Origin of the sequence: Bizionia hallyeonensis (assembly GCF_042657385.1) — a bacterium.
Lineage (GTDB): Bacteria > Bacteroidota > Bacteroidia > Flavobacteriales > Flavobacteriaceae > Algorimicrobium > Algorimicrobium hallyeonense.
Window position 1 is genome coordinate 180,788 of sequence record NZ_JBHSLA010000002.1, and the last position, 18,872, is coordinate 199,659.

Consider the following 18,872-nt stretch of genomic DNA (forward strand, 5'->3'; position numbering starts at 1 on the left):
AAAGTATGCAAATACTAATTGTCGCTTAAGCTAATATGGTGAAAGGAATGACTTTGTTTTTAAAAATAAAAAAGGAGCACGCTTAAACGAACTCCTTAATTTACTTGTAATTTATGCTTACTATAATATATCAAGAGACTCCATGCAAGAACGCATAGTTTTATAGGTACGCTCAATGTCTGCATCCAATCCAATAGAAAAACGAATTAAACCATCACTTAAGCCCATTTCTTTTTGTTCATCTTCCGGTATTTCCGATGAAGTAGAACTACCTGGAGCCGAGAATAAGGTTTTGTAAAACCCTAGACTAACAGCTAGATATCCTAAATTTTTCTCTTGCATTAATTCCATTAATGTGTTTGCTTTTTCTAAAGAACCAACATCTACAGTTAGCATGCCACCATATCCATATTTTTCATTCATCATACTTTTAAATAATTCATGACTTGGATGAGAAGCTAAGCCTGGATACACGGTTTTTAATCCATCAGCTTCAAATTTTTCTGCTAAATAGGTCGCATTTAAACTATGTTGCTGCATTCTAATGTGTAATGTGCGTAGGTTTTTTAATATAGAAGCGGCTCTTAAACTGTCCATAGTAGAGCCTAATAACATACAGGCGCCATCGTTGACACTTCGTAAATCGTTTATGAATTCTTGTGTACCACAAATTACACCACCAACCGTATCACTAGATCCATTTATGAATTTAGTTAAACTGTGAATCACGATATCAGCTCCCAATTGCACAGGTGAAACAGATAAGGGCGAAAACGTATTATCTACCACCAATTTTAAATTGTGCTTTTTAGCCAATTTTGCTAAACCTGAAATATCAGCAACTTCCAAGAGCGGGTTACTAACAGATTCGCAGTATAAAATTTTTGTGTTTTTCGTAATGGCAGCTTCAACCATTTCTAATTTTGTAATATCTACAAAAGTCGTTGTTATGTTAAGTCTAGGTGCAAAATTCTTTAAAAAGGCATACGTTCCTCCATAAATGGTGCGACTAGAAACGACATGATCGCCAGCGCCACAAAGCTGCATTATGACTGGTGTTATGGCTCCCATTCCTGAAGCGGTAACATTTGCAGTCTCCGTTCCTTCCATGGCTGCTAAAGCTTCGCCGAGATATAAGTTTGAAGGCGTAGAATGTCTTGAATACAAATAACAGCCATCTGCATTACCTTCAAAGGTGTCAAACATGGTTTTAGCCGATAAAAAAGTGTAGGTTGATGAATCTGAAATAGAAGGGTTTACTCCTCCAAATTCACCAAAATATTGTAAATCTTGAATATTATTTGCTGGTTTGAATGCCATAGTGTGAAAATTTATTAATTAATAATACTGTAAAAATCGTTAATATTAGATTATCTATCAATAGATGTCTTTATATTTAGATTATTAATCTATTAAAAATATGAATAATAGTTTTTATTACGTCTAATTTGGTTAATATTGTTTTTTAAACGAAAAATTTTCAATTATTATGAATTTCGATCTCATAGATTTAAAGTTATTACAATTTCTTCAAGAAGATGCGAAGCAGACCAACAAAATGTTATCTAACAGGTTAAATTTATCTGTTACAGCTGTTTACGAGCGGATTAGAAAGTTAGAACGGGAAGGTGTTATTGCGCAATATGTGGCCTTGTTGGATAAGAATAAGGTGGATCGGAGTTTTGTTGCCTTTTGTCATATTAAACTTGTTCAGCATACACAGAATAACATTGTGAAATTTGAGCGTGAAGTTGCTAATTTAGAAGAAATTTCTGAATGCTATCATATTAGTGGAGATTACGATTATTTATTAAAAGTAATGGTTCAGGATATGGAAGATTTTAGGGAGTTTATGGTTAAAAAACTAACATCTATTAATCATATTGGTAGCACCCACAGTATGTTTGTTATTAATGAAGTAAAACATACTACAGCCATTATGATTTAATTTGTCGGCCTGATAAAAAGATTTTGATTTAGGTAAAATTGAATTTAGTATACCTTTTTGCTACAATTCTTGTTTGTATGTTTTCGTTTTTACAACCATAAAACCCAGGCGAACGACTGAATTCCATCAAATTCCGGAAGGGGTAATTAGTTATTTTTGGTAATCTATTTTTATTTTTTAAAAATAACTGCGTATTTCGTTGTTCAATATCTAGCATATATAACTTTATGAAATATCAATATCTGTGGTTTCTAGTAGTAATAGTAATTGTTCAATCCTGCGGAAGCGTTAAAAAAAATAATGCCGTTGTAAGTAGTTTGCATGATGCAGATGAATTGAGAGAGGACGTAGATGCGGTTTATAATCAACTGCAAAAACATCATCCGCGCCTATATCAGTATATTTCTAAAGAAGCGTTAGATTTTAAATTTGATAGCCTAAAAACCAGTATCACACAACCATTAAGTAGTCATGATTTTTATGAACAATTAGCGCCTATTTTAATGGAAGTGCGTCAAGGTCATATTTCGGTTATGCCACCTCAAATGCAATTCACTAAAAAAGAACGTAAGGTTTTAATGAAGGAACGGTTTGAGTTTTACGATTTAGATTTTAATTATATGGACAAACAATTATGGGTGTCCGGATCCAAATCAGATTCATTATTAATTGGAAGTGAAGTGGTTCAGATTGAAAATGAATCTGCCAACGCGTTAATCCAGAAATATCAAACACAATATGCTTCTGATGGCTTTAATACCACGTTGATGGATAGGCAACTGGGTCGTGCATTTCAAAGATTGTATGCACGAGATAAAGGATTTTTAGATAGCTTATCCGTAACCTTCAATAAACAAGATTCATTATACACGAAAGTTTTCCGACGCATTCCAAAAGATTCAACTTCACACACAATAGATTCATTAAAACAGGAAGCTGATTCAATTAAAGTAGCCCAACTGACTAAAGCAGAAAAATTAATTAGAAAGCAGAAAGCAAAAGAAAAGCGAAAACAAGATCGAATATATGGTTTTCAAGGTTCAGACGGCAAATACACGCGTAATTTCAATTTTAAGGGAATAGATAGTTCTGTTGCCGTTATGAAAATAAGAGCTTTTGGAAATGGGAATTATAAAAAATTCTATAAACAGAGTTTTGCCCAATTAGATTCATTAAATACACCGAATCTCGTTTTGGATTTACGAGATAATGGCGGTGGTCGAATAGAAGAAATTGCTTATTTATTCCGCTATTTGGCGCAAGAAGATTATCAGTTTATTAATGAAAGTGAGGTAACTAGTCGTGTGCCATTTATGGTGTACACCATGAGCAATGGAAGCCCTTTAATGTTAAAGATAATTGGAGCCGTTTTTTCACCTGTTATTGTAACCCATAACTTAATAAAAACCAAAAAGGTTGATGATGCTATTTATTATAAATTTAAATATGCCAAAATGCAATCCCCATTTCCGGATAATTTTAAAGGTAATTTATATGTGCTTATTAATGGGAATTCTTTTTCGGCATCATCCATATTGTCTACTAATATTCAAGGTCATAATTTAGCCACATTTGTCGGTGAAGAAACGGGAGGTTCTTATAATGGAACCGTTGCGGGTTTATTTAAAATTTATAAATTACCAAATAGTAAGGTTCGTGTACGCATTGGTTTAATGCAAATTGATGCGCCTTTTAAAGTAGAGCCAGATGGATATGGTATTAAGCCGGATATTCCAATTGTTCCAACTTGGAATGACGTTTTACATGAACGTGACCCCGAGCTGGAATGGATTTTAAATCATGTAGAGAAAGAGAAACCATAGATTTTTATGTAACTTTATTGCGAATTTTTTTTCAAAAAACACTTTTATACCAAATGGATGCTTTATAAAAACATCAAAAAGATTTATCATGATATTTTCATGTCTTATGCACACCCTGAATTAGGCACGCATATTAAAAAAATCATGGAATTAGATGTGTATTTGCCATACAGTTCTACCTTTTTCTGCATAACAAATACCCAAGATTTAACCTTTGAATTTGTTAGTAAAAACATGACGGCCTGTCTAGGCTTGGAAAAAAATGTCTTGCTAAAGGAAGGTATGCGAAATTTTTGGAGTCGCATTCACCCAGAAGATATTGAACTTTGGTTAAGAGGTTTAAACGATTTAATGGAATTTACTTTAGCTGAAATCCCAGTAAACCACAGATACCAAATGAGCTATACATGGAATTACCGCTTAAAAAATACGCAGGACGAATATGTAAACATAATTCAAAACACCACACCTTTAGAGTTTGATGCGGAAATGAAACCAATAATAGGATTAGCGCATTACACCGTTATGGATATAAATATACAAATGCCAATTACGGTTACAGCCAAATTACTCAATGAAAACAACGAATATGAAACCAAATATTTTAATAATTATTCCCAAAAACTATTAACAGATGGTTTAAGTAATCGGGAGCGCGATGTGATACGATTATTAACCATGCATAATTCAAGTAAGGAAATAGCTGATTTATTGAATATTAGTCCTAATACAGTAGATACACACCGAAGAAATATTTTAAAGAAACTTAACATTTCATCAACAGGAGAGCTGATAGGTATGTTAAAAATGAACACGAATTTTCTGTAAAATTACTCAAATTGAGTATTGCAAAACCTGAAATATTACACCATTTTTGTAATGCTATTATTTGAGGGTGATACCTTATATTTAGGGCAATCTAACAAAATTGTTAGTTTTGCCCTTTTTTTTACACTTATTTTGATGGCGCTTATTATCCTGTATTTTTTTTATTGCCTTCCCATAAAACATTTGTATTTTTGTTCTTGTATTAATACAACTTGAAAAAAATATTTATATGAATTCATACGATGTAGCCATTATTGGCTCTGGTCCTGGAGGTTATGTAGCAGCTATTCGTTGCGCGCAATTAGGATTGAAAACTGCTATTATAGAAAAATATTCAACCCTTGGAGGAACATGCCTAAATGTTGGGTGTATTCCAAGTAAAGCGCTTTTAGATTCGTCTCATCATTACGAAGATGCAGTCAAGCATTTTGAAGAACATGGTATAGATATTCCTGGTGAAATTAAAGTGAATTTAAAACAAATGATTGCCCGTAAGCAGGCAGTTGTAGATACAACAACAGGTGGTATAGATTTCTTGATGAAGAAGAATAATATTGATGTTTACCAAGGATTAGGAAGCTTTAAAGACGCCACTCATATTACGATTTCAGGTGAAAAAGAAACGGAAATTGAAGCGAAGAATACTATTATTGCCACTGGAAGTAAACCTTCAAGTTTGCCATTCATAAATATTGATAAAGAGCGTATTATAACATCTACTGAAGCGCTAAAGCTTAAGGAGATTCCAAAACACATGATTGTTATTGGAGGCGGTGTTATTGGATTAGAGTTAGGTCAAGTTTACAAGCGTTTAGGTGCTGAAGTTTCTGTAATAGAATACATGGATCGTATTATTCCGACAATGGATTCAGGACTTTCTAAAGAATTAAATAAAGTGTTGAAGAAACAAAAATTCAAAATCAACACCTCACATAAAGTAAAATCTGTTGAACGTAAGGGTGATGAAATCATTGTAAAAGCGGACAACAAAAAAGGAGAAGAAGTAGAGTTTAAAGGTGATTATTGTTTAGTGTCAGTTGGTCGTCGTCCGTATACGGATGGATTAAATGCGGAAGCTGCTGGTGTAAAATTAAATGATAAAGGTCAAGTAGAAGTTAATGATCACTTACAAACAGCTACCAAAAACATTTATGCCATTGGCGATGTTATTAAAGGCGCTATGTTAGCCCATAAAGCGGAAGAAGAAGGCGTATTTGTTGCTGAAACTATTGCTGGACAAAAGCCACACATCGATTATAATTTAATTCCAGGCGTTGTTTATACATGGCCGGAAGTTGCAACTGTTGGTCAAACAGAAGAGCAACTAAAAGAAGCAGGAGTAGAATATAAAGTCGGGCAATTTCCAATGCGTGCATTAGGTAGAAGTAGAGCGAGTATGGATTTAGACGGGTTTGTTAAAATTTTAGCCGATAAAACAACAGATGAAATTTTAGGGTTTCATATGGTAGGTGCGCGTGCAGCCGATTTAGTTGCTGAAGCTGTAGTTGCTATGGAATACAGAGCATCAGCTGAAGATATTTCGCGCATGTCTCACGCACACCCAACATTTGCAGAGGCCGTTAAAGAAGCCGCTTTAGCAGCAACAGACAATCGTGCTTTGCATGTATAATAAGACTAAATTCCATTAAATTGGATTTAAATATTACAAAACCACTTCTCAATTGAAGTGGTTTTTTTTTGTTTTAATTTTACTATTCTTTATAAATAACACTAATAGTACACGCATTACAAGCCTTCCTATTTTAATTACTGGTTTATTTCCTTAATGCGATTAATTTATTCCTGTGTTTATTGTTTTGTTGTTTCTGAAATTAGCAATTAGGACTACTATTGCCACAAATTAATTATTAACGAAAACAAAGACAATGAAAAATTTAAATCGTGAATTAGTATTCTTAAGAACTTTTGCGCTCGCTGTGGTTGGTGTCATGGTAATAGCAAGTATATATAGTTTTAATACAAATAGCAATAAAAGGTTTGGAACTATTGATGTAGAACGCATAAATATTATAGAAAAGGATGGAACCGTTAAAATGGTTATTACCAATGCAGACCATTTTCCCTCTATAGGTGATTCCATCAATAACCGTGTTTATCATGAACGTAAAAAACGCTCTGGTATGCTTTTTTTTAATGAAGACGGCATAGAATGTGGTGGTTTTATTTATGATGGAACTGAAAATGAAAACGGACACAGCGCTGGACTTTCTTTAACCTACGACCAATATGATGGTGATCAAGTTATGCAACTCATAACCACAGATAGTAAAAGAGATGATAAACGAATTGTTTCTAGTATGTTAGCGTTTAATGATCGCGCTGAAAATGAATCGCAATTAGGTACTATGCGTATTGGAGAAGAACTAAAAGCTATAAAAGATCCAGAAGAGCGTAGAAAAAAGTACCAAGCCTATAAAGACCAAAATTTAATGGGCGCTACCACAAGGATCTTGCTTGGCAAAACGCCCAGTGAAAATAACGGCCTGTTTTTATTTGATGACCATGGAAACCCAAGAGCACAATTTAGCATCGATAAAGACAATCAAGTAAAATTGGTTGTATTTGGTGAGAACGGCGAAATCATTAATTCTTGGCCTCAATAAATCAGTCTAGCACAAAATATCCATGAAATGATTCATTATTCTTTCATGGATATATCTTATTTTGCAGCAATGAAAAGACTATTCAACTTTTTAGGTATAGATGGCTATTTCACGGTATTTATTTTTTTTATCAGTTACTTATTAATAATTGATTCTAGAATTAAGGTGGATACGCATATTTTAAATGTCCTAAAACCCGATGCACCAATAGCACAGTTTTTAGCCGTTTTTGTTATTATGATACTTATTAAGTTAACCATAAACTATATCCAAAGAAAGCATGATTTAAAGATTCACACAGCTAAAACATATCTTATTTACTTTAGTGTTTCATTTATTTTATATCTCATTATTTCTAACGTATTTAGTCTTGTTATTGCAACGCTATTCAATACCATTTTAAGAAATTTTAATTCACACACCTTACTTTTAAATAATGTGTCACGAATTGTAGAATTTACATTATTTGGGAGTATCTATTTGGCGTATTTATTCTTTAATGAAAACAGCAAGTATAAAACTGAAATTACTAAATACAATCAGGCACTTTCTAGTAGTGCTATTCAGCAATTAAAAGCACAATTAAATCCCCACTTTTTATTCAATAATTTAAATACTTTAGATGAATTAATTGAAGAAGATCCAGCCAAAGCCAGTGCATTTTTACATCATTTTTCAGAACTGTATCGGTATTCATTGATAACCTCTGAAAAAAAATTAGTCCCTTTACATGATGAAATGCAATTTGCTAAAAATTACTTTGAGTTAATGGCACATAAATATTTAGGATATTATTATTTAGAAATAGAAAATGAACATCTAATACCAGACATTTTTGTACCACCTTTCTGTTTACAGGTTTTAGTTGAAAATGCTATAGAGCATAACTTAGCTCTTGCCAAAACACCCGTTTTTATAACTATTTCTATTTCAGATAAAATTACAGTAAGTAATAATAGTATACCAAAAAAACACCAAAAGAAAACAGGTGGTAGAGCCTTAAAAAATCTTGCAACACAGTTTAATCTTTTAGGTGGGAAAAATATCAGAATAGATTCTAGTGATACGCATTTTAAAGTAACATTACCCTTTATTAACAGGAACCAAGATGTATAAAATATTAATAATTGAAGATGAAGCACCTGCACGAAAAAAGCTAAAACGGTTTATTATGGAAGTCTGTGAAGCTCATACCATAGTTGCGGAATTGGAAACGGTAGAGGACACGAAAACATTCCTAAAGCAAGCTCCCGAAATTGATATTATTTTTTCAGACATCGAATTAAGAGATGGTAATGTTTTTGACGTGTATAATACTATAACTTTAAATTGCCCCATAATTTTCGCAACCGCTTATAATGCGTTTTTAATTGATGCCTTTGAATCCAATGGTATTGAGTATCTCTTAAAACCCTATTCATTGGAACGATTTTCAAAAGCGTGGAATAAATTTATTCGCTTACATAAAACTGATCCTGAAACTAATAATCAGTTAATGGAAACCATCCATCAGTTGATAAAAAATAACCAATCGGTTTCTAAAACTTATAAAGATCAGTTTGCCATAAAAAAAGGAACTGAAACCTACTTTTTAAAAACCGAGAACATTGTTTATTTTCAGGCGGACAACGGAATTATATGTGCTTTTGATTCTATGAACAAACGTCATGTTATGCCTCAAGCTACATTAAAAGAAATAGAAGTATTTCTAGATCCTCAAAAAATTTTCCGAATTAATCGTAGCGAAAGTGTGCAGCGTCAATATATTGATAAAATTAAAAGGTACAACAAAAACACACTATCCATACACCTAAACGGTGGACAGAAAACGCTAAAAACCAGCCAGAGTAAAACAAGTGGCTTTAACTTGTGGTTGGATTTGTAATTTTAAACGCTTTTTTAATAAAGCACTTATCCTAATTTCCCACCAAAAGAGAGTTTATAAATTTTAGCATCATAATAAGTGTTTAAGTTGATACATATGGCAAACTTTTTGCTCATTACTTGTAAACGAAATTAAATTTAAAAACGAACACTCAAAATGAAAAAGAATTTTTTAGCCCTTGGCGTAGTAGCAACGCTATTTTTAAATGCTTGTAAAGAAACTCCAAAGCAAGATCAAGCAGAAACGTCAACTACCGAAGTTGTTGATAATACACAGGATGATATTGTAGAAACATCATCAACCAATGATGAAGGACAAACATTACAATTAAAATTTAATAATTCAGAAGGAACCGTAACCTTAAATTTTAAAGGCGATATGGTGACGTTAACGCAAGAAAAGGCGGCTTCTGGAATATGGTATAAGAATGAAAATTACGAATTACGAGGTAAAGGAAATGATCTTGAATTGACAAAAGCTGGCGACGTTATTTTTAAACATGAAGATAATATCGTAGCATATTCAATTAAAAATAAAGATGGTGAAACACTAGATATGACCTTTAACAACAGTACGAATAAAGTAAAGCTTTATGTAAATGGAGGCGAACAAATAGAGTTAGATGCCGAAAAAGCAGCTTCGGGAATTTGGTATAAAAATAGCCAATATGAATTAAGAGGTAAAGGCGAGAATTTAACGTTGACTAAAGATGGTAAGGTGGTGTTTGAAAATTAAAACACATTATTTATATCTGAATATTAGCCTGTAGAAAACGGATTATAAAAACCATGTCTTAACGGATATGGTTTTTTATTATTATGCAGGAAACCTGAGCCTGGCTTTAAAAAACTTCATATAGCGTTGTAACTATTAGTCCTTTGCCATGGGCCAAAGGTATAGACAAAAGTTGTCTTTCGTTTTTCACGATCCAATTAAAAGGTGGTTCTAGTAAATGGATTCCACTTTGTTTTTTTAACCGAATGCCTTGTCCGGAAATAATATCTTTATTCGGAATAAAAGGTTCATTTGGAATATGCTCTGTTACTATAACGTATTTATACGCGTGCAGTTTCTTGATGATTTCCAGAACTTCAGTATTGGATATATGTTGAAGTACCTGGCGCAAAATGGCGCAATCTCCTTGTGGTAAGGCGTCTTTAGCTAAATCCAAACAGTAGAATTCTAAATTTGCTGTTTTAAATTTTTCTATGTTATGTTTTATTAAATCAGGTACAATATCTACTGCTATATATTTCTTCGTATGTTGTACCAAGCTGTTTCCAATGTTAAAATCACCACAACCTAAATCCACAACCGTTAATGGGTTTTCAAACGATTTTAAAAACTTGGTAACCGTTTCTATGTATGGATTTACCAATTCAGTTAGGTGAGAGCCATCACCAGAATAATAATGAGCAGTGTTGCCTCCCCAAAGTTTCATGGTGTAAACCTGCTCCATGGCGGCTTTAGTTGGCCATGGTTTTTTATGTTCTTTTGAGTTCTTTTCAGGATTCATCAATTATTAGGTAAGTTTTTTTTATTCTGGATAGAAAATTACTAAAATCGGTAGGAAGGAAAATGGAATTTAGGATTTAATTGGTTTTCAAACGTCATTATGACACTTTTTTGACATGTTTTTTACATTTCAGACTGCTATAAAGGAATCTTTCATATTAAATTTGAAAAGAAAAATATTCGCCAAAAATGAAAGAAATATACCTAGTATTAAAAATAAGCCTAATTGTTTTTAGCTCGTTTCTGTTAACGGCTTGTAACGGACAAACTAAAACATCTGCAAAATCAAATGCTCAGAAACATTCAAATTCCAACATTAGTCATAGCCCAAAAGTAAGTGAGCCAATAAATAGTCCAAATTATGGCGCACCATTTATAAATGAACCACCAGCCAACAGAATTAGCGATTTTGTCCGTCATATTTTTCAAGATAGTAAAGGGAATTTGTGGTTTGGCACAAATGGCGATGGTGTAATTCGTTTTTCTGGAAAATCTTTAGAATATTTTTCTGAAAACGAAGGCTTTAATGGACTTGCAGTACGAGGAATACTTGAAGATGAAGCAGGCAATATCTGGTTTGGAACCGAACGCGGATTAACCAAATATAATCGTGACACCTTTACCAATTTTAATGCGAAGGATGGCTTGTTAAACACGAACATTTGGAGTTTAATTATAGATAGTAAAGGTCTCATTTGGATTGGCACGTTAGGAGGAGCGTACACTTTTAATGGTGAAAAATTCACACCGTTTGTCATACCAGAATCAGAACCAGATGTATTTCGAGGTGTTACAAGTAGCAAAATTGTGCATTGTATAATGGAAGATAGCAACGGAAATATGTGGTTTGGAACACCAAGTGGAGCTTATAGATATAATGGAAAAACACTAACACATATTTCAGAAAAAAATGGCTTACCAAACAATTCAATTAACCTCATTTTAGAAGATAAACATCATAATTTTTGGTTTGCAACACACCATAAAGGGGTTAGTCGTTATGATGGAGAAACGTTTACTAATTTCACAGCAAATGGCGTTATAAGTGGTAATGAAGTCTGGAATATCTATGAAGATTCAAACGGACATATATGGTTTCCAGCCGAAAACTATGGGGTTTATCGTTATGATGGAAACACCTTTAAAAATTACTCTAAAAAGGATGGCTTGTTAACAAATGCTATTCAATGTATGTACGAAGACAAAGAAGGCCGATTTTGGTTTGGTGGTTGGATGGGGCTTTTTCGTTTTGATGGTACGCACTTTTCAGTTGTTACCAAAAAAGGACCTTGGGGAAATTAACCTATTACAGTGGTATCTTGTATTAAATTAATTTGGTTTGAGAAGAAATTAATTCATGAAATTTGTTTAGCTTTGATAGCTAACTATTTACAAAACAACCACTAAAACAAAATAATATGGCACCTAAAAATCCTGTGGTTTGGTTCGAAATTTATGTTAACGACCTCAAAAAAGCACAAAAATTTTATGAACAAGTTCTAAACCTTAAATTAATGGATCTTCCCATGCCAGATAGTGCAGGTGATGGTATGCAAATGATGGCGTTTCCTATGGAAATGGAACAAGATGGCGCTAGTGGTGCATTAGTAAAAATGCCAGGTTTTGAATCAGGTAAAAACTCCACAATTATTTATTTTCGAAGTGAGGATTGTTCCATTGAAGAAGCACGTGTAGCGGAAGCAGGTGGGACCGTATTTCAATCCAAACAATCTATTGGCGATTATGGCTTTATGGTAATGGCTCAAGATTTGGAAGGTAATATGTTTGGTATTCACTCTCAAAAGTAGAAAGAGGCCGTTATTTAAAAAGCATTTTAGTTCAAACATTCAGAAACAAATAGGACTATGGACACCACATGTTTTAATAGTCGTAACACGGATTAAGAACTTTATGGTTATGTTATTTGCAACCCTTGTTAAAAGGATTTAAAATTATTCACAGACAAAACCATAGATAAGCTTATTTTAAAATTTACCAAACCAGCTTACAAAATAGAAATCACCGAGAGGTTACATTTGATTGAAAGTTTAGAAATAAAAAAATAAACTAATAGATATTCTAAACACTTTAGAAAAATGATTTATTCTGAAATTTTGTAATGTCTAATTATCCACGAGCTCATTATAAAAATCCGACTTTTAATAGTGTGTTTTTAATGTAATTTTTAACAAAATTACCGATCATCAATATTATTCAAAATAAACCCCTTCCGTTACAAATGAAAAAGATTTACTTCCTAAACCCCCAATCATTACAGCTTGAAATAGCGGATTTAACTTGGTGTTCCCATACCATTCCACCACAAAGTTAGCACCAGAACCACCAGATACATCCTCCTCATCCACAACATACTCCAACGTTTCAAACGTACTTAAATAAATAGGCGATTTTATATAACTCCTAACAAATTTTCCTTCCGTATTGAAATAATCAATTCTACTAATAAACAGGGTGTCAGTTTCACTCGTATTATGAATACTTAATGTAGATGTTAGCTGCGTTCTATCATTTCGCGTACGCTGATAAATGTTAGAATAAACGGGAACATAAACTTTTTTCGTGACCAAATCACTGTTTGATTTTTCTACCTGTTTAGGCACCTGATGTTCATTAGAAATTATTTCACGCTCCTTGCTAGACGATTTTTTATCGCATGAGACAAATAAGATGAATAAAACTGAAAAAAGGACGATAGTAGATTTCATGGCAACAGGGTTTTCAATGAAATGGTTAACATTACTTACAAATATAAAGAACATTTAATTATAATTTTTAAAGATTTCTGTTTCTAGAACGGAAATAGAATAAAGGAACTGTAGGCTTGTAATTTATATTCGTGCCACACAAATAAAGCGCGAATTTTATTAGCTTTGGTTTTTCAAATATTATATGTTATGAAAACAAGCAGGTTAGAAGCTTTTAGTGACGGTGTCATGGCCATTATTATTACCATTATGGTTTTAGAGTTAAGTGCACCGGAAGGAACAGATTTTCAATCGCTTTTGGCTAAAGCTCCCGTTTTTATTAGTTATGTTGCTAGTTTTATTTATGTTGGTATATATTGGAATAACCACCATCATCTGTTTCAAATTACACAAAAAGTAATCGGTAAAACATTATGGGCCAATTTGCATTTACTTTTTTGGCTCTCCTTAATTCCGTTTACTACAGCGTGGATTGGCGATAATTACGAAGCTAAACTACCCATAATTTCCTATGGTGTGGTTTTACTTGGTAATGCCATTGCCTATTTTATTTTGCAAAGTGTTATTATAAAATCGCACGACGATGCTTTTCCTCTTAAAAAGCCATTGGAACGGATGGTAAAGGAAAAATTTCTATAGTATTTTATTGCCTTGGTATAGGTTTAGCCTTTATAAGTACGTGGTTATCCATTGCATGTTATGTTATAGTTGCCATTATGTGGCTCATTCCAGATACGCGGATTGAGAAAAATATTTAAGCGTTATAGCCAACGCTATTTTCTCCTGGGCGTTTTGGTGAATATAAAAGGATCTTAAGTTATTTTAAAGAGCAGCGCTACCAAATCATATACGAGCCAAAAATATATTAAACAGCAAATTCAAACAACTTTAAAACTGTTCCAATAGTTCTAAAACCGATTTTTTATAACTTCTACTAATAGTTAAAGCTTGGTCCTGAATCACAACATGTTCATTGGTAAAAGATGTGATTTGTTTAATAGCGATAATATAAGATCGATGGATCCTAATAAATTGTTTACTTGGCAGTTTGGCTTCAATAGCACTAATAGTTTCGCGTGTTACAATGGTTTCATTGGCTAGGTGAATTTTTATATAATCGCTAAAACTTTCAATATAAATAATAGCTTCAAAATCAATTTTAATCATGCGTCTGTCTGATCTTACAAACATAAACGCATGCAATTCTGTAGTGGACATTAACGCGTTTTCTTGGGTAGCATACACATCAAAATAAGTGTTCACCGCTTTTAGTAAGCGTATAAACGAAATGGGCTTTAATAAATAATCAACAGCTTGCAATTCAAAACCTTCTACAGCATAATCGCGATAAGCCGTGGTAAAAATAATTTTAATGTTTTTATTAATGGATTTGGCAAATGAGATACCCGAAATATCAGGCATATTAATATCCAAAAACACTAAATCAATTTTATGATTGCTAATTACCTGAAAAGCTTCCATGGCATGACTGCAACTAGCAATGACATCTATGGCTTCAATTTTTGAAAGGTGAGCGCTAATAATATCGCGCGCCATAGCTTCATCATCAACAATTAGACAGGCTATGTTTTTCTGGGATCGCAATTAATTAGATTTTAAGGTTAAATGAACTTTATATAAATCATCGGTGTCTAAAATAGTTAAATTATAATGGTCTTTATAGAGTAAATCTAAACGTTTCTGAATATTCTGTAAACCAATACCATCTTGGGAATTTTCAATTTTAGCTTGCGTGTTTTCTATGGAAAAAATAATCTCCTCATGTTTGACGGTCAGGTCTATGTTTATAGATAACTTTCCTGATTTTATACCTCCATGTTTAAAACTGTTTTCTACAAATGGCAATAGAAGCATGGGTGCAATTTTTGTCGTTTCAAGAATATGGCAGTAATTAAATGTCACGGCTAATGTATCATTAAACCGCAAATTTTCAAGGGCAAGATAATCTTCTATATGCTGTATTTCTTGTGTTAAAAGAACAAAAGGTTTATCTACTTGATATAATAAGTAATCTAGTAAATTGGAGAGTTTCAAGATCATTTCGGGTGTTTCATCTGCCTTTTTTAATGCAAAACCATACATAGTATTCAGAGTGTTAAATAAGAAATGCGGATGGATTTGCATCTTTAAATAATGCAACTCTTGTTCCTTTAGTTTTAATTGGGTTTCTAAAATTTTAGTTTCCAACACTTTGGTTTCTTCGGTGTGTTTTAAATTAAGCTGGAGCAACTTAAAAGCACTAACTAAAATAACTACTAAATAAACACCAGAGGTGATAATAAATATATTCCGAGTTACGGGATTCATAGCCTCATATTCAAAATTGGCTAAATATATTAAACTGAAAAATATAGAAAGCATAATTAAATATCCAGAAATAATTAGGGTATATAGGCTATATAAGGCAAATTGCAAATAGCGCTTTGATACTAAATAACCTGGAATTAATTTATAAACGGAAATATAAGTTGTGGCAATAGTAATAGGCATGATAAAGAGTGAAAACAAAAACGTATCATTAAAATTCTCATTTTTGGCACTAAAGAATTTTGTAAAAAACAACAACACACAACACCAAAAAACGAGATGTAGTAAAAAACGCAGAAGTGCTTTTAAAATGGATTTTTTTGTAAACATATAAGTAAATAAACATACAATAATACAACGTTTTTCATGCGTTTTCATATTTTGTAGACGAATAACAGATTTAGAGCTGGTTTCAACATGTCGGTTATAATGAGGTCTAAATTGGTCATCCACCGCATTTTTAAGATTTCACATGAAATGCAACTTATGTTTGTACCATGTTTAACTAAAACCATTTGTTTATGATATTATTAGCTTTATTACTCATAAATCCTTTTTCCGAAGGTGGACCCATCATGATGTCCTTAATTACCATTTGTTTAATTATTTCTATTGTTTTTTTAATTAGAGGATTCAGTAGTTTAAAATCCAACGTTAATCTATCCAAAAAAATGTTAAAGTTAGCAGCAGACAGTAGTTTGCTAGGTTTAGTATTAGGTTTTTTGGCATCTATAATCGGATTAATTACCGCCTTCGACTCTGTTCAAGCCATGGGTGATCCAGATCCGGCTATTTTTGCAGGAGGCTTAAAAGTATCGCTGTTAACAGCTGGTTTTGGTTTGCTGACATTTATAATTGCACGAATTGGCATTCTACTTTTAAAAGGATTGCAAAAAGACGTTTAGTTCAAATTCATCTTATTTCATATTACATAAAAGCGACTATACGGTCGCTTTTTTTTTGTTTCAAACCTATATAATTTATTGATTAATAGGTCATTTTATAAAAATTTACAATGAAAATTTTGGCAATTAGCAAAAATTGAAGATATTTATAGTTATGATTATAGCAAATAGATACTAATCATGTTGATTTTTAAAGCGACTTATTATGGTTTAAGTTATTGTTAGGAAGGTTTTAAAAGGATACAAGATTATTTATGGATCCCTTGCCCGAAATGGTGAGGGATTTTTTTTAAAAATTAAAAAAGCTATTTGTATATTGCTTCCACATTAATTTCTGCTTTCGTATGAAACGTATTTATATCTGTGTATTCTTAAGTTTTGTTTGTTTATTTTCTTGTAATGAAAAACAAGACCCAGACGATTTTCATGCAGAAAACTGGAATAAAAGACGTAAAGATATTACTTCGAAAGACGTGTTGGAGCATGGAAAATCCTATCTTTCCATTTACTCCCAAATCTACAGCATGTCTCAGCATAAAACGCATAATTTAACGGCTATGGCTAGCATGCGAAACACCAGCGATTCAGATACTATTTATATAGTTAGTGCCAAATATTATGATTCTCATGGCAAATTAATTCGCACCTATTTTGATAAACCAATATATTTGGCACCTTTAGAAACTACGGAAGCTATCATTGATGAAGTAGACGTAACAGGAGGTACAGGTTCTAATTTTATATTTGAATGGCGTAAGCCTAAAGAGGCACCAGAACCTTTATTTGAAGGTGTTATGAATTCTACTTTAGGTCAGCAGGGTTTATCGTTTACAACCGTTGGGAAACGTATTAAATAAAAATCCCTTTATAAGAAGGAATCTTATATATTAACTTAAGGTCATTTTTATGGTTGTTAATGGCAAATAAGAGAGGAGCTTCTTACTTTTTATTCCGCTTATTATAATTCTTATCACCACGCGTCTTTGGCTTTTTATATTTGGCCGCAATTTTAAATTTATACGAACCACCTAGATTTTCTTTACTATTTTTCTCTTTCTTTTCATGAAATGCGGAACCTGGCGCATCTTCATCACGTAATTTTAGCGGATTATTTCGTTCTAAAATTTGAGGACGTTCTTCTTCTAATAAATCTGTAGAAATAGCAACATTTTCTGGGAATTCAATTTCTGGAATTGTCATTTGCATCAAACCCTCTATACGTTCTAAAGCTTCTTGTTCTTTTTCAGTATAAAAAAGTATGGATTTACCTTCACGTTCGGCACGACCTGTTCTACCAATGCGGTGCATGTAATTTTCAGGGAAATTGGGTGTATCAAAATTGATAACGTGAGACACATTATCAATATCCAAACCACGAGCCATAACATCGGTTGCCACCAAAATCCTATTGTCGCCAGCACGAAACTGCTCAATACTTCGTAAACGGTAATTTTGAGTTTTATTGGAATGGATTACGCATAATTCATCGTGGAAATTTTCATCCAGCGCATCAAATAACCGATCTGCCATTTTCTTAAAACCGACAAAAATCAACACTTTATTAAAGGTTTCGGTGTCTTTTAAAATTTCTTTCAGCAAATTTAACTTCGTATAGAAATTGGGAACGGCATATTTATGTTGATCAATATTTTCTAAAGGGGTTCCAGAAACGGCAATAGAAACACGCTTTGGTGCTATAAAAAAGTCATTTATTAACGCGTCCACATCTTCCGTCATTGTAGCCGAAAACATTATGTTCTGACGACGTTCAGGTAGAATATCAAAAATATTTATTAACTGATGTCTGAAACCTAAATCTAGCATGACATCTACTTCATCTATTACTAATTTCTGAATGGTTTTTAATTGCAACACACGACTAACGGCTAAATCATACAAGCGTCCTGGAGTGGCTACAATAATATCAATACCTTCGGCAACAGCACGTTTTTGGGCATTAATGTTCACGCCACCATAAACACCCAATACGCGGACATTTATGTATTTGGCTAATTTTTCAATTTCATCAACTACCTGAACTACTAATTCTCGCGTCGGCACCATTACCAAAACACGTGGACTTTCTTGTTCGGAGTATTTTAAACCCCTTAAAATTGGCAACATATAGGCAAAGGTTTTACCGGTACCAGTTTGGGCAATCCCAACGACATCAGATCCTGAAGCAACTACATTAAAGGCTTCAGCCTGAATAGGTGTTGGATTGGTAAAGCCTAAATCGTCTAATGCATTGTATAAAGGCGTATTTAATTTTAAATCTTGAAAGGTAATT

Annotated in this window: 19 protein-coding genes; 13 read left to right on the plus strand and 6 right to left on the minus strand. The window is 32.8% G+C overall.

Going from position 1 to position 18,872, the window contains the following annotated elements; all coding sequences use genetic code 11:
• Nucleotides 1–120 precede the first annotated feature (120 nt).
• Nucleotides 121–1,320, minus strand: a complete 1,200-nt coding sequence (locus ACFPH8_RS06225) for an aminotransferase class I/II-fold pyridoxal phosphate-dependent enzyme (protein WP_376859385.1) — start codon at nt 1,318–1,320, stop codon at nt 121–123.
• 169 nt (nt 1,321–1,489) lie between these two features.
• Between ACFPH8_RS06225 and ACFPH8_RS06230 the strand changes: the two genes are divergently transcribed.
• From ACFPH8_RS06230 to ACFPH8_RS06265, 8 genes are all read left to right on the plus strand, one after another.
• Nucleotides 1,490–1,948, plus strand: a complete 459-nt coding sequence (locus ACFPH8_RS06230) for an Lrp/AsnC family transcriptional regulator (RefSeq protein ID WP_248400038.1) — start codon at nt 1,490–1,492, stop codon at nt 1,946–1,948.
• A gap of 227 nt (nt 1,949–2,175) precedes the next feature.
• Nucleotides 2,176–3,771 carry a S41 family peptidase gene (locus tag ACFPH8_RS06235; RefSeq protein WP_376859388.1) on the plus strand — a complete coding sequence of 532 codons (1,596 nt, stop codon included), beginning with the start codon at nt 2,176–2,178 and terminating at the stop codon, nt 3,769–3,771.
• 99 nt (nt 3,772–3,870) lie between these two features.
• Nucleotides 3,871–4,599, plus strand: a complete 729-nt coding sequence (locus ACFPH8_RS06240; protein WP_376859390.1) for a response regulator transcription factor — start codon at nt 3,871–3,873, stop codon at nt 4,597–4,599.
• Between the two features lie 229 nt (nt 4,600–4,828).
• Nucleotides 4,829–6,229 carry a dihydrolipoyl dehydrogenase gene (lpdA, locus tag ACFPH8_RS06245; protein WP_376859392.1) on the plus strand — a complete coding sequence of 467 codons (1,401 nt, stop codon included), beginning with the start codon at nt 4,829–4,831 and terminating at the stop codon, nt 6,227–6,229.
• 256 nt (nt 6,230–6,485) lie between these two features.
• Nucleotides 6,486–7,223 carry a hypothetical protein gene (locus tag ACFPH8_RS06250; protein ID WP_376859394.1) on the plus strand — a complete coding sequence of 246 codons (738 nt, stop codon included), beginning with the start codon at nt 6,486–6,488 and terminating at the stop codon, nt 7,221–7,223.
• Between the two features lie 27 nt (nt 7,224–7,250).
• The gene (locus ACFPH8_RS06255; RefSeq protein ID WP_376859396.1) at nt 7,251–8,339 is read left to right on the plus strand and encodes a sensor histidine kinase; all 1,089 of its coding nucleotides are present in this window, start codon (nt 7,251–7,253) and stop codon (nt 8,337–8,339) included.
• Nucleotides 8,332–9,108: a LytR/AlgR family response regulator transcription factor gene (locus ACFPH8_RS06260; protein ID WP_376859398.1), complete on the plus strand. Its 777-nt coding sequence runs from the start codon at nt 8,332–8,334 to the stop codon at nt 9,106–9,108. Before ACFPH8_RS06255 ends, ACFPH8_RS06260 begins: the two co-directional genes overlap by 8 nt.
• A gap of 156 nt (nt 9,109–9,264) precedes the next feature.
• Complete coding sequence (locus tag ACFPH8_RS06265; RefSeq protein ID WP_376859400.1) at nt 9,265–9,843, plus strand: MliC family protein; 579 nt, start codon at nt 9,265–9,267, stop codon at nt 9,841–9,843.
• A 106-nt stretch (nt 9,844–9,949) separates the two neighbouring features.
• On the opposite strand, the gene ACFPH8_RS06270 is transcribed toward ACFPH8_RS06265, so the two are convergent.
• The gene (locus ACFPH8_RS06270; RefSeq protein ID WP_376859980.1) at nt 9,950–10,624 is read right to left on the minus strand and encodes a class I SAM-dependent methyltransferase; all 675 of its coding nucleotides are present in this window, start codon (nt 10,622–10,624) and stop codon (nt 9,950–9,952) included.
• Nucleotides 10,625–10,812: 188 nt separating this feature from the next.
• Between ACFPH8_RS06270 and ACFPH8_RS06275 the strand changes: the two genes are divergently transcribed.
• Together ACFPH8_RS06275 and ACFPH8_RS06280 are read left to right on the plus strand one after the other, a co-directional pair.
• Nucleotides 10,813–11,925 carry a ligand-binding sensor domain-containing protein gene (locus ACFPH8_RS06275; RefSeq protein WP_376859402.1) on the plus strand — a complete coding sequence of 371 codons (1,113 nt, stop codon included), beginning with the start codon at nt 10,813–10,815 and terminating at the stop codon, nt 11,923–11,925.
• A gap of 116 nt (nt 11,926–12,041) precedes the next feature.
• Nucleotides 12,042–12,431 carry a VOC family protein gene (locus ACFPH8_RS06280; RefSeq protein ID WP_248400020.1) on the plus strand — a complete coding sequence of 130 codons (390 nt, stop codon included), beginning with the start codon at nt 12,042–12,044 and terminating at the stop codon, nt 12,429–12,431.
• A gap of 402 nt (nt 12,432–12,833) precedes the next feature.
• Here ACFPH8_RS06280 and ACFPH8_RS06285 read toward each other — a convergent pair whose 3' ends face one another.
• Complete coding sequence (locus tag ACFPH8_RS06285) at nt 12,834–13,349, minus strand: DUF3124 domain-containing protein (protein ID WP_376859405.1); 516 nt, start codon at nt 13,347–13,349, stop codon at nt 12,834–12,836.
• Nucleotides 13,350–13,538: 189 nt separating this feature from the next.
• Here ACFPH8_RS06285 and ACFPH8_RS06290 point away from each other — a divergent pair, with 189 nt between their 5' ends.
• Complete coding sequence (locus ACFPH8_RS06290; protein WP_376859407.1) at nt 13,539–13,988, plus strand: TMEM175 family protein; 450 nt, start codon at nt 13,539–13,541, stop codon at nt 13,986–13,988.
• A gap of 249 nt (nt 13,989–14,237) precedes the next feature.
• Here the strand turns inward: ACFPH8_RS06290 and ACFPH8_RS06295 are convergent, their stop codons facing one another.
• Together ACFPH8_RS06295 and ACFPH8_RS06300 are read right to left on the minus strand one after the other, a co-directional pair.
• On the minus strand, nt 14,238–14,954 hold the full coding sequence (locus ACFPH8_RS06295) for a LytR/AlgR family response regulator transcription factor (protein ID WP_376859409.1): 717 nt from the start codon (nt 14,952–14,954) through the stop codon (nt 14,238–14,240).
• Nucleotides 14,955–16,055 (minus strand): sensor histidine kinase, encoded by a 1,101-nt coding sequence (locus ACFPH8_RS06300; protein WP_376859411.1) that lies wholly within the window; start codon nt 16,053–16,055, stop codon nt 14,955–14,957.
• Between the two features lie 143 nt (nt 16,056–16,198).
• On the opposite strand from ACFPH8_RS06300, the gene ACFPH8_RS06305 reads away from it, so the two are divergent.
• Both ACFPH8_RS06305 and ACFPH8_RS06310 read left to right on the plus strand, forming a co-directional pair.
• Complete coding sequence (locus ACFPH8_RS06305; protein ID WP_376859413.1) at nt 16,199–16,582, plus strand: MotA/TolQ/ExbB proton channel family protein; 384 nt, start codon at nt 16,199–16,201, stop codon at nt 16,580–16,582.
• A 344-nt stretch (nt 16,583–16,926) separates the two neighbouring features.
• Nucleotides 16,927–17,439 (plus strand): DUF3124 domain-containing protein, encoded by a 513-nt coding sequence (locus ACFPH8_RS06310; protein WP_376859415.1) that lies wholly within the window; start codon nt 16,927–16,929, stop codon nt 17,437–17,439.
• Between the two features lie 82 nt (nt 17,440–17,521).
• On the opposite strand, the gene ACFPH8_RS06315 is transcribed toward ACFPH8_RS06310, so the two are convergent.
• Entirely contained in the window at nt 17,522–18,871 is a 1,350-nt protein-coding gene (locus ACFPH8_RS06315; RefSeq protein ID WP_376859982.1) for a DEAD/DEAH box helicase, read from the minus strand.
• Between the last annotated feature and the right edge of the window lies 1 nt (nt 18,872).

Bases quoted from the DNA above. Each gene is read 5' to 3' on its own strand.
- ACFPH8_RS06270 (WP_376859980.1), bottom strand. From the start codon at position 10,624: ATGAATCCTGAAAAGAACTCAAAAGAACATAAAAAACCATGGCCAACT.
- ACFPH8_RS06250 (WP_376859394.1), top strand. From the start codon at position 6,486: ATGAAAAATTTAAATCGTGAATTAGTATTCTTAAGAACTTTTGCGCTC.
- ACFPH8_RS06275 (WP_376859402.1), top strand. From the start codon at position 10,813: ATGAAAGAAATATACCTAGTATTAAAAATAAGCCTAATTGTTTTTAGC.
- ACFPH8_RS06260 (WP_376859398.1), top strand. From the start codon at position 8,332: ATGTATAAAATATTAATAATTGAAGATGAAGCACCTGCACGAAAAAAG.
- ACFPH8_RS06235 (WP_376859388.1), top strand. From the start codon at position 2,176: ATGAAATATCAATATCTGTGGTTTCTAGTAGTAATAGTAATTGTTCAA.
- ACFPH8_RS06290 (WP_376859407.1), top strand. From the start codon at position 13,539: ATGAAAACAAGCAGGTTAGAAGCTTTTAGTGACGGTGTCATGGCCATT.
- ACFPH8_RS06240 (WP_376859390.1), top strand. From the start codon at position 3,871: ATGTCTTATGCACACCCTGAATTAGGCACGCATATTAAAAAAATCATG.
- ACFPH8_RS06285 (WP_376859405.1), bottom strand. From the start codon at position 13,349: ATGAAATCTACTATCGTCCTTTTTTCAGTTTTATTCATCTTATTTGTC.
- ACFPH8_RS06230 (WP_248400038.1), top strand. From the start codon at position 1,490: ATGAATTTCGATCTCATAGATTTAAAGTTATTACAATTTCTTCAAGAA.
- ACFPH8_RS06255 (WP_376859396.1), top strand. From the start codon at position 7,251: ATGATTCATTATTCTTTCATGGATATATCTTATTTTGCAGCAATGAAA.
- ACFPH8_RS06305 (WP_376859413.1), top strand. From the start codon at position 16,199: ATGATATTATTAGCTTTATTACTCATAAATCCTTTTTCCGAAGGTGGA.
- ACFPH8_RS06225 (WP_376859385.1), bottom strand. From the start codon at position 1,320: ATGGCATTCAAACCAGCAAATAATATTCAAGATTTACAATATTTTGGT.
- ACFPH8_RS06300 (WP_376859411.1), bottom strand. From the start codon at position 16,055: ATGAAAACGCATGAAAAACGTTGTATTATTGTATGTTTATTTACTTAT.
- ACFPH8_RS06310 (WP_376859415.1), top strand. From the start codon at position 16,927: ATGAAACGTATTTATATCTGTGTATTCTTAAGTTTTGTTTGTTTATTT.
- ACFPH8_RS06265 (WP_376859400.1), top strand. From the start codon at position 9,265: ATGAAAAAGAATTTTTTAGCCCTTGGCGTAGTAGCAACGCTATTTTTA.
- ACFPH8_RS06280 (WP_248400020.1), top strand. From the start codon at position 12,042: ATGGCACCTAAAAATCCTGTGGTTTGGTTCGAAATTTATGTTAACGAC.
- lpdA (WP_376859392.1), top strand. From the start codon at position 4,829: ATGAATTCATACGATGTAGCCATTATTGGCTCTGGTCCTGGAGGTTAT.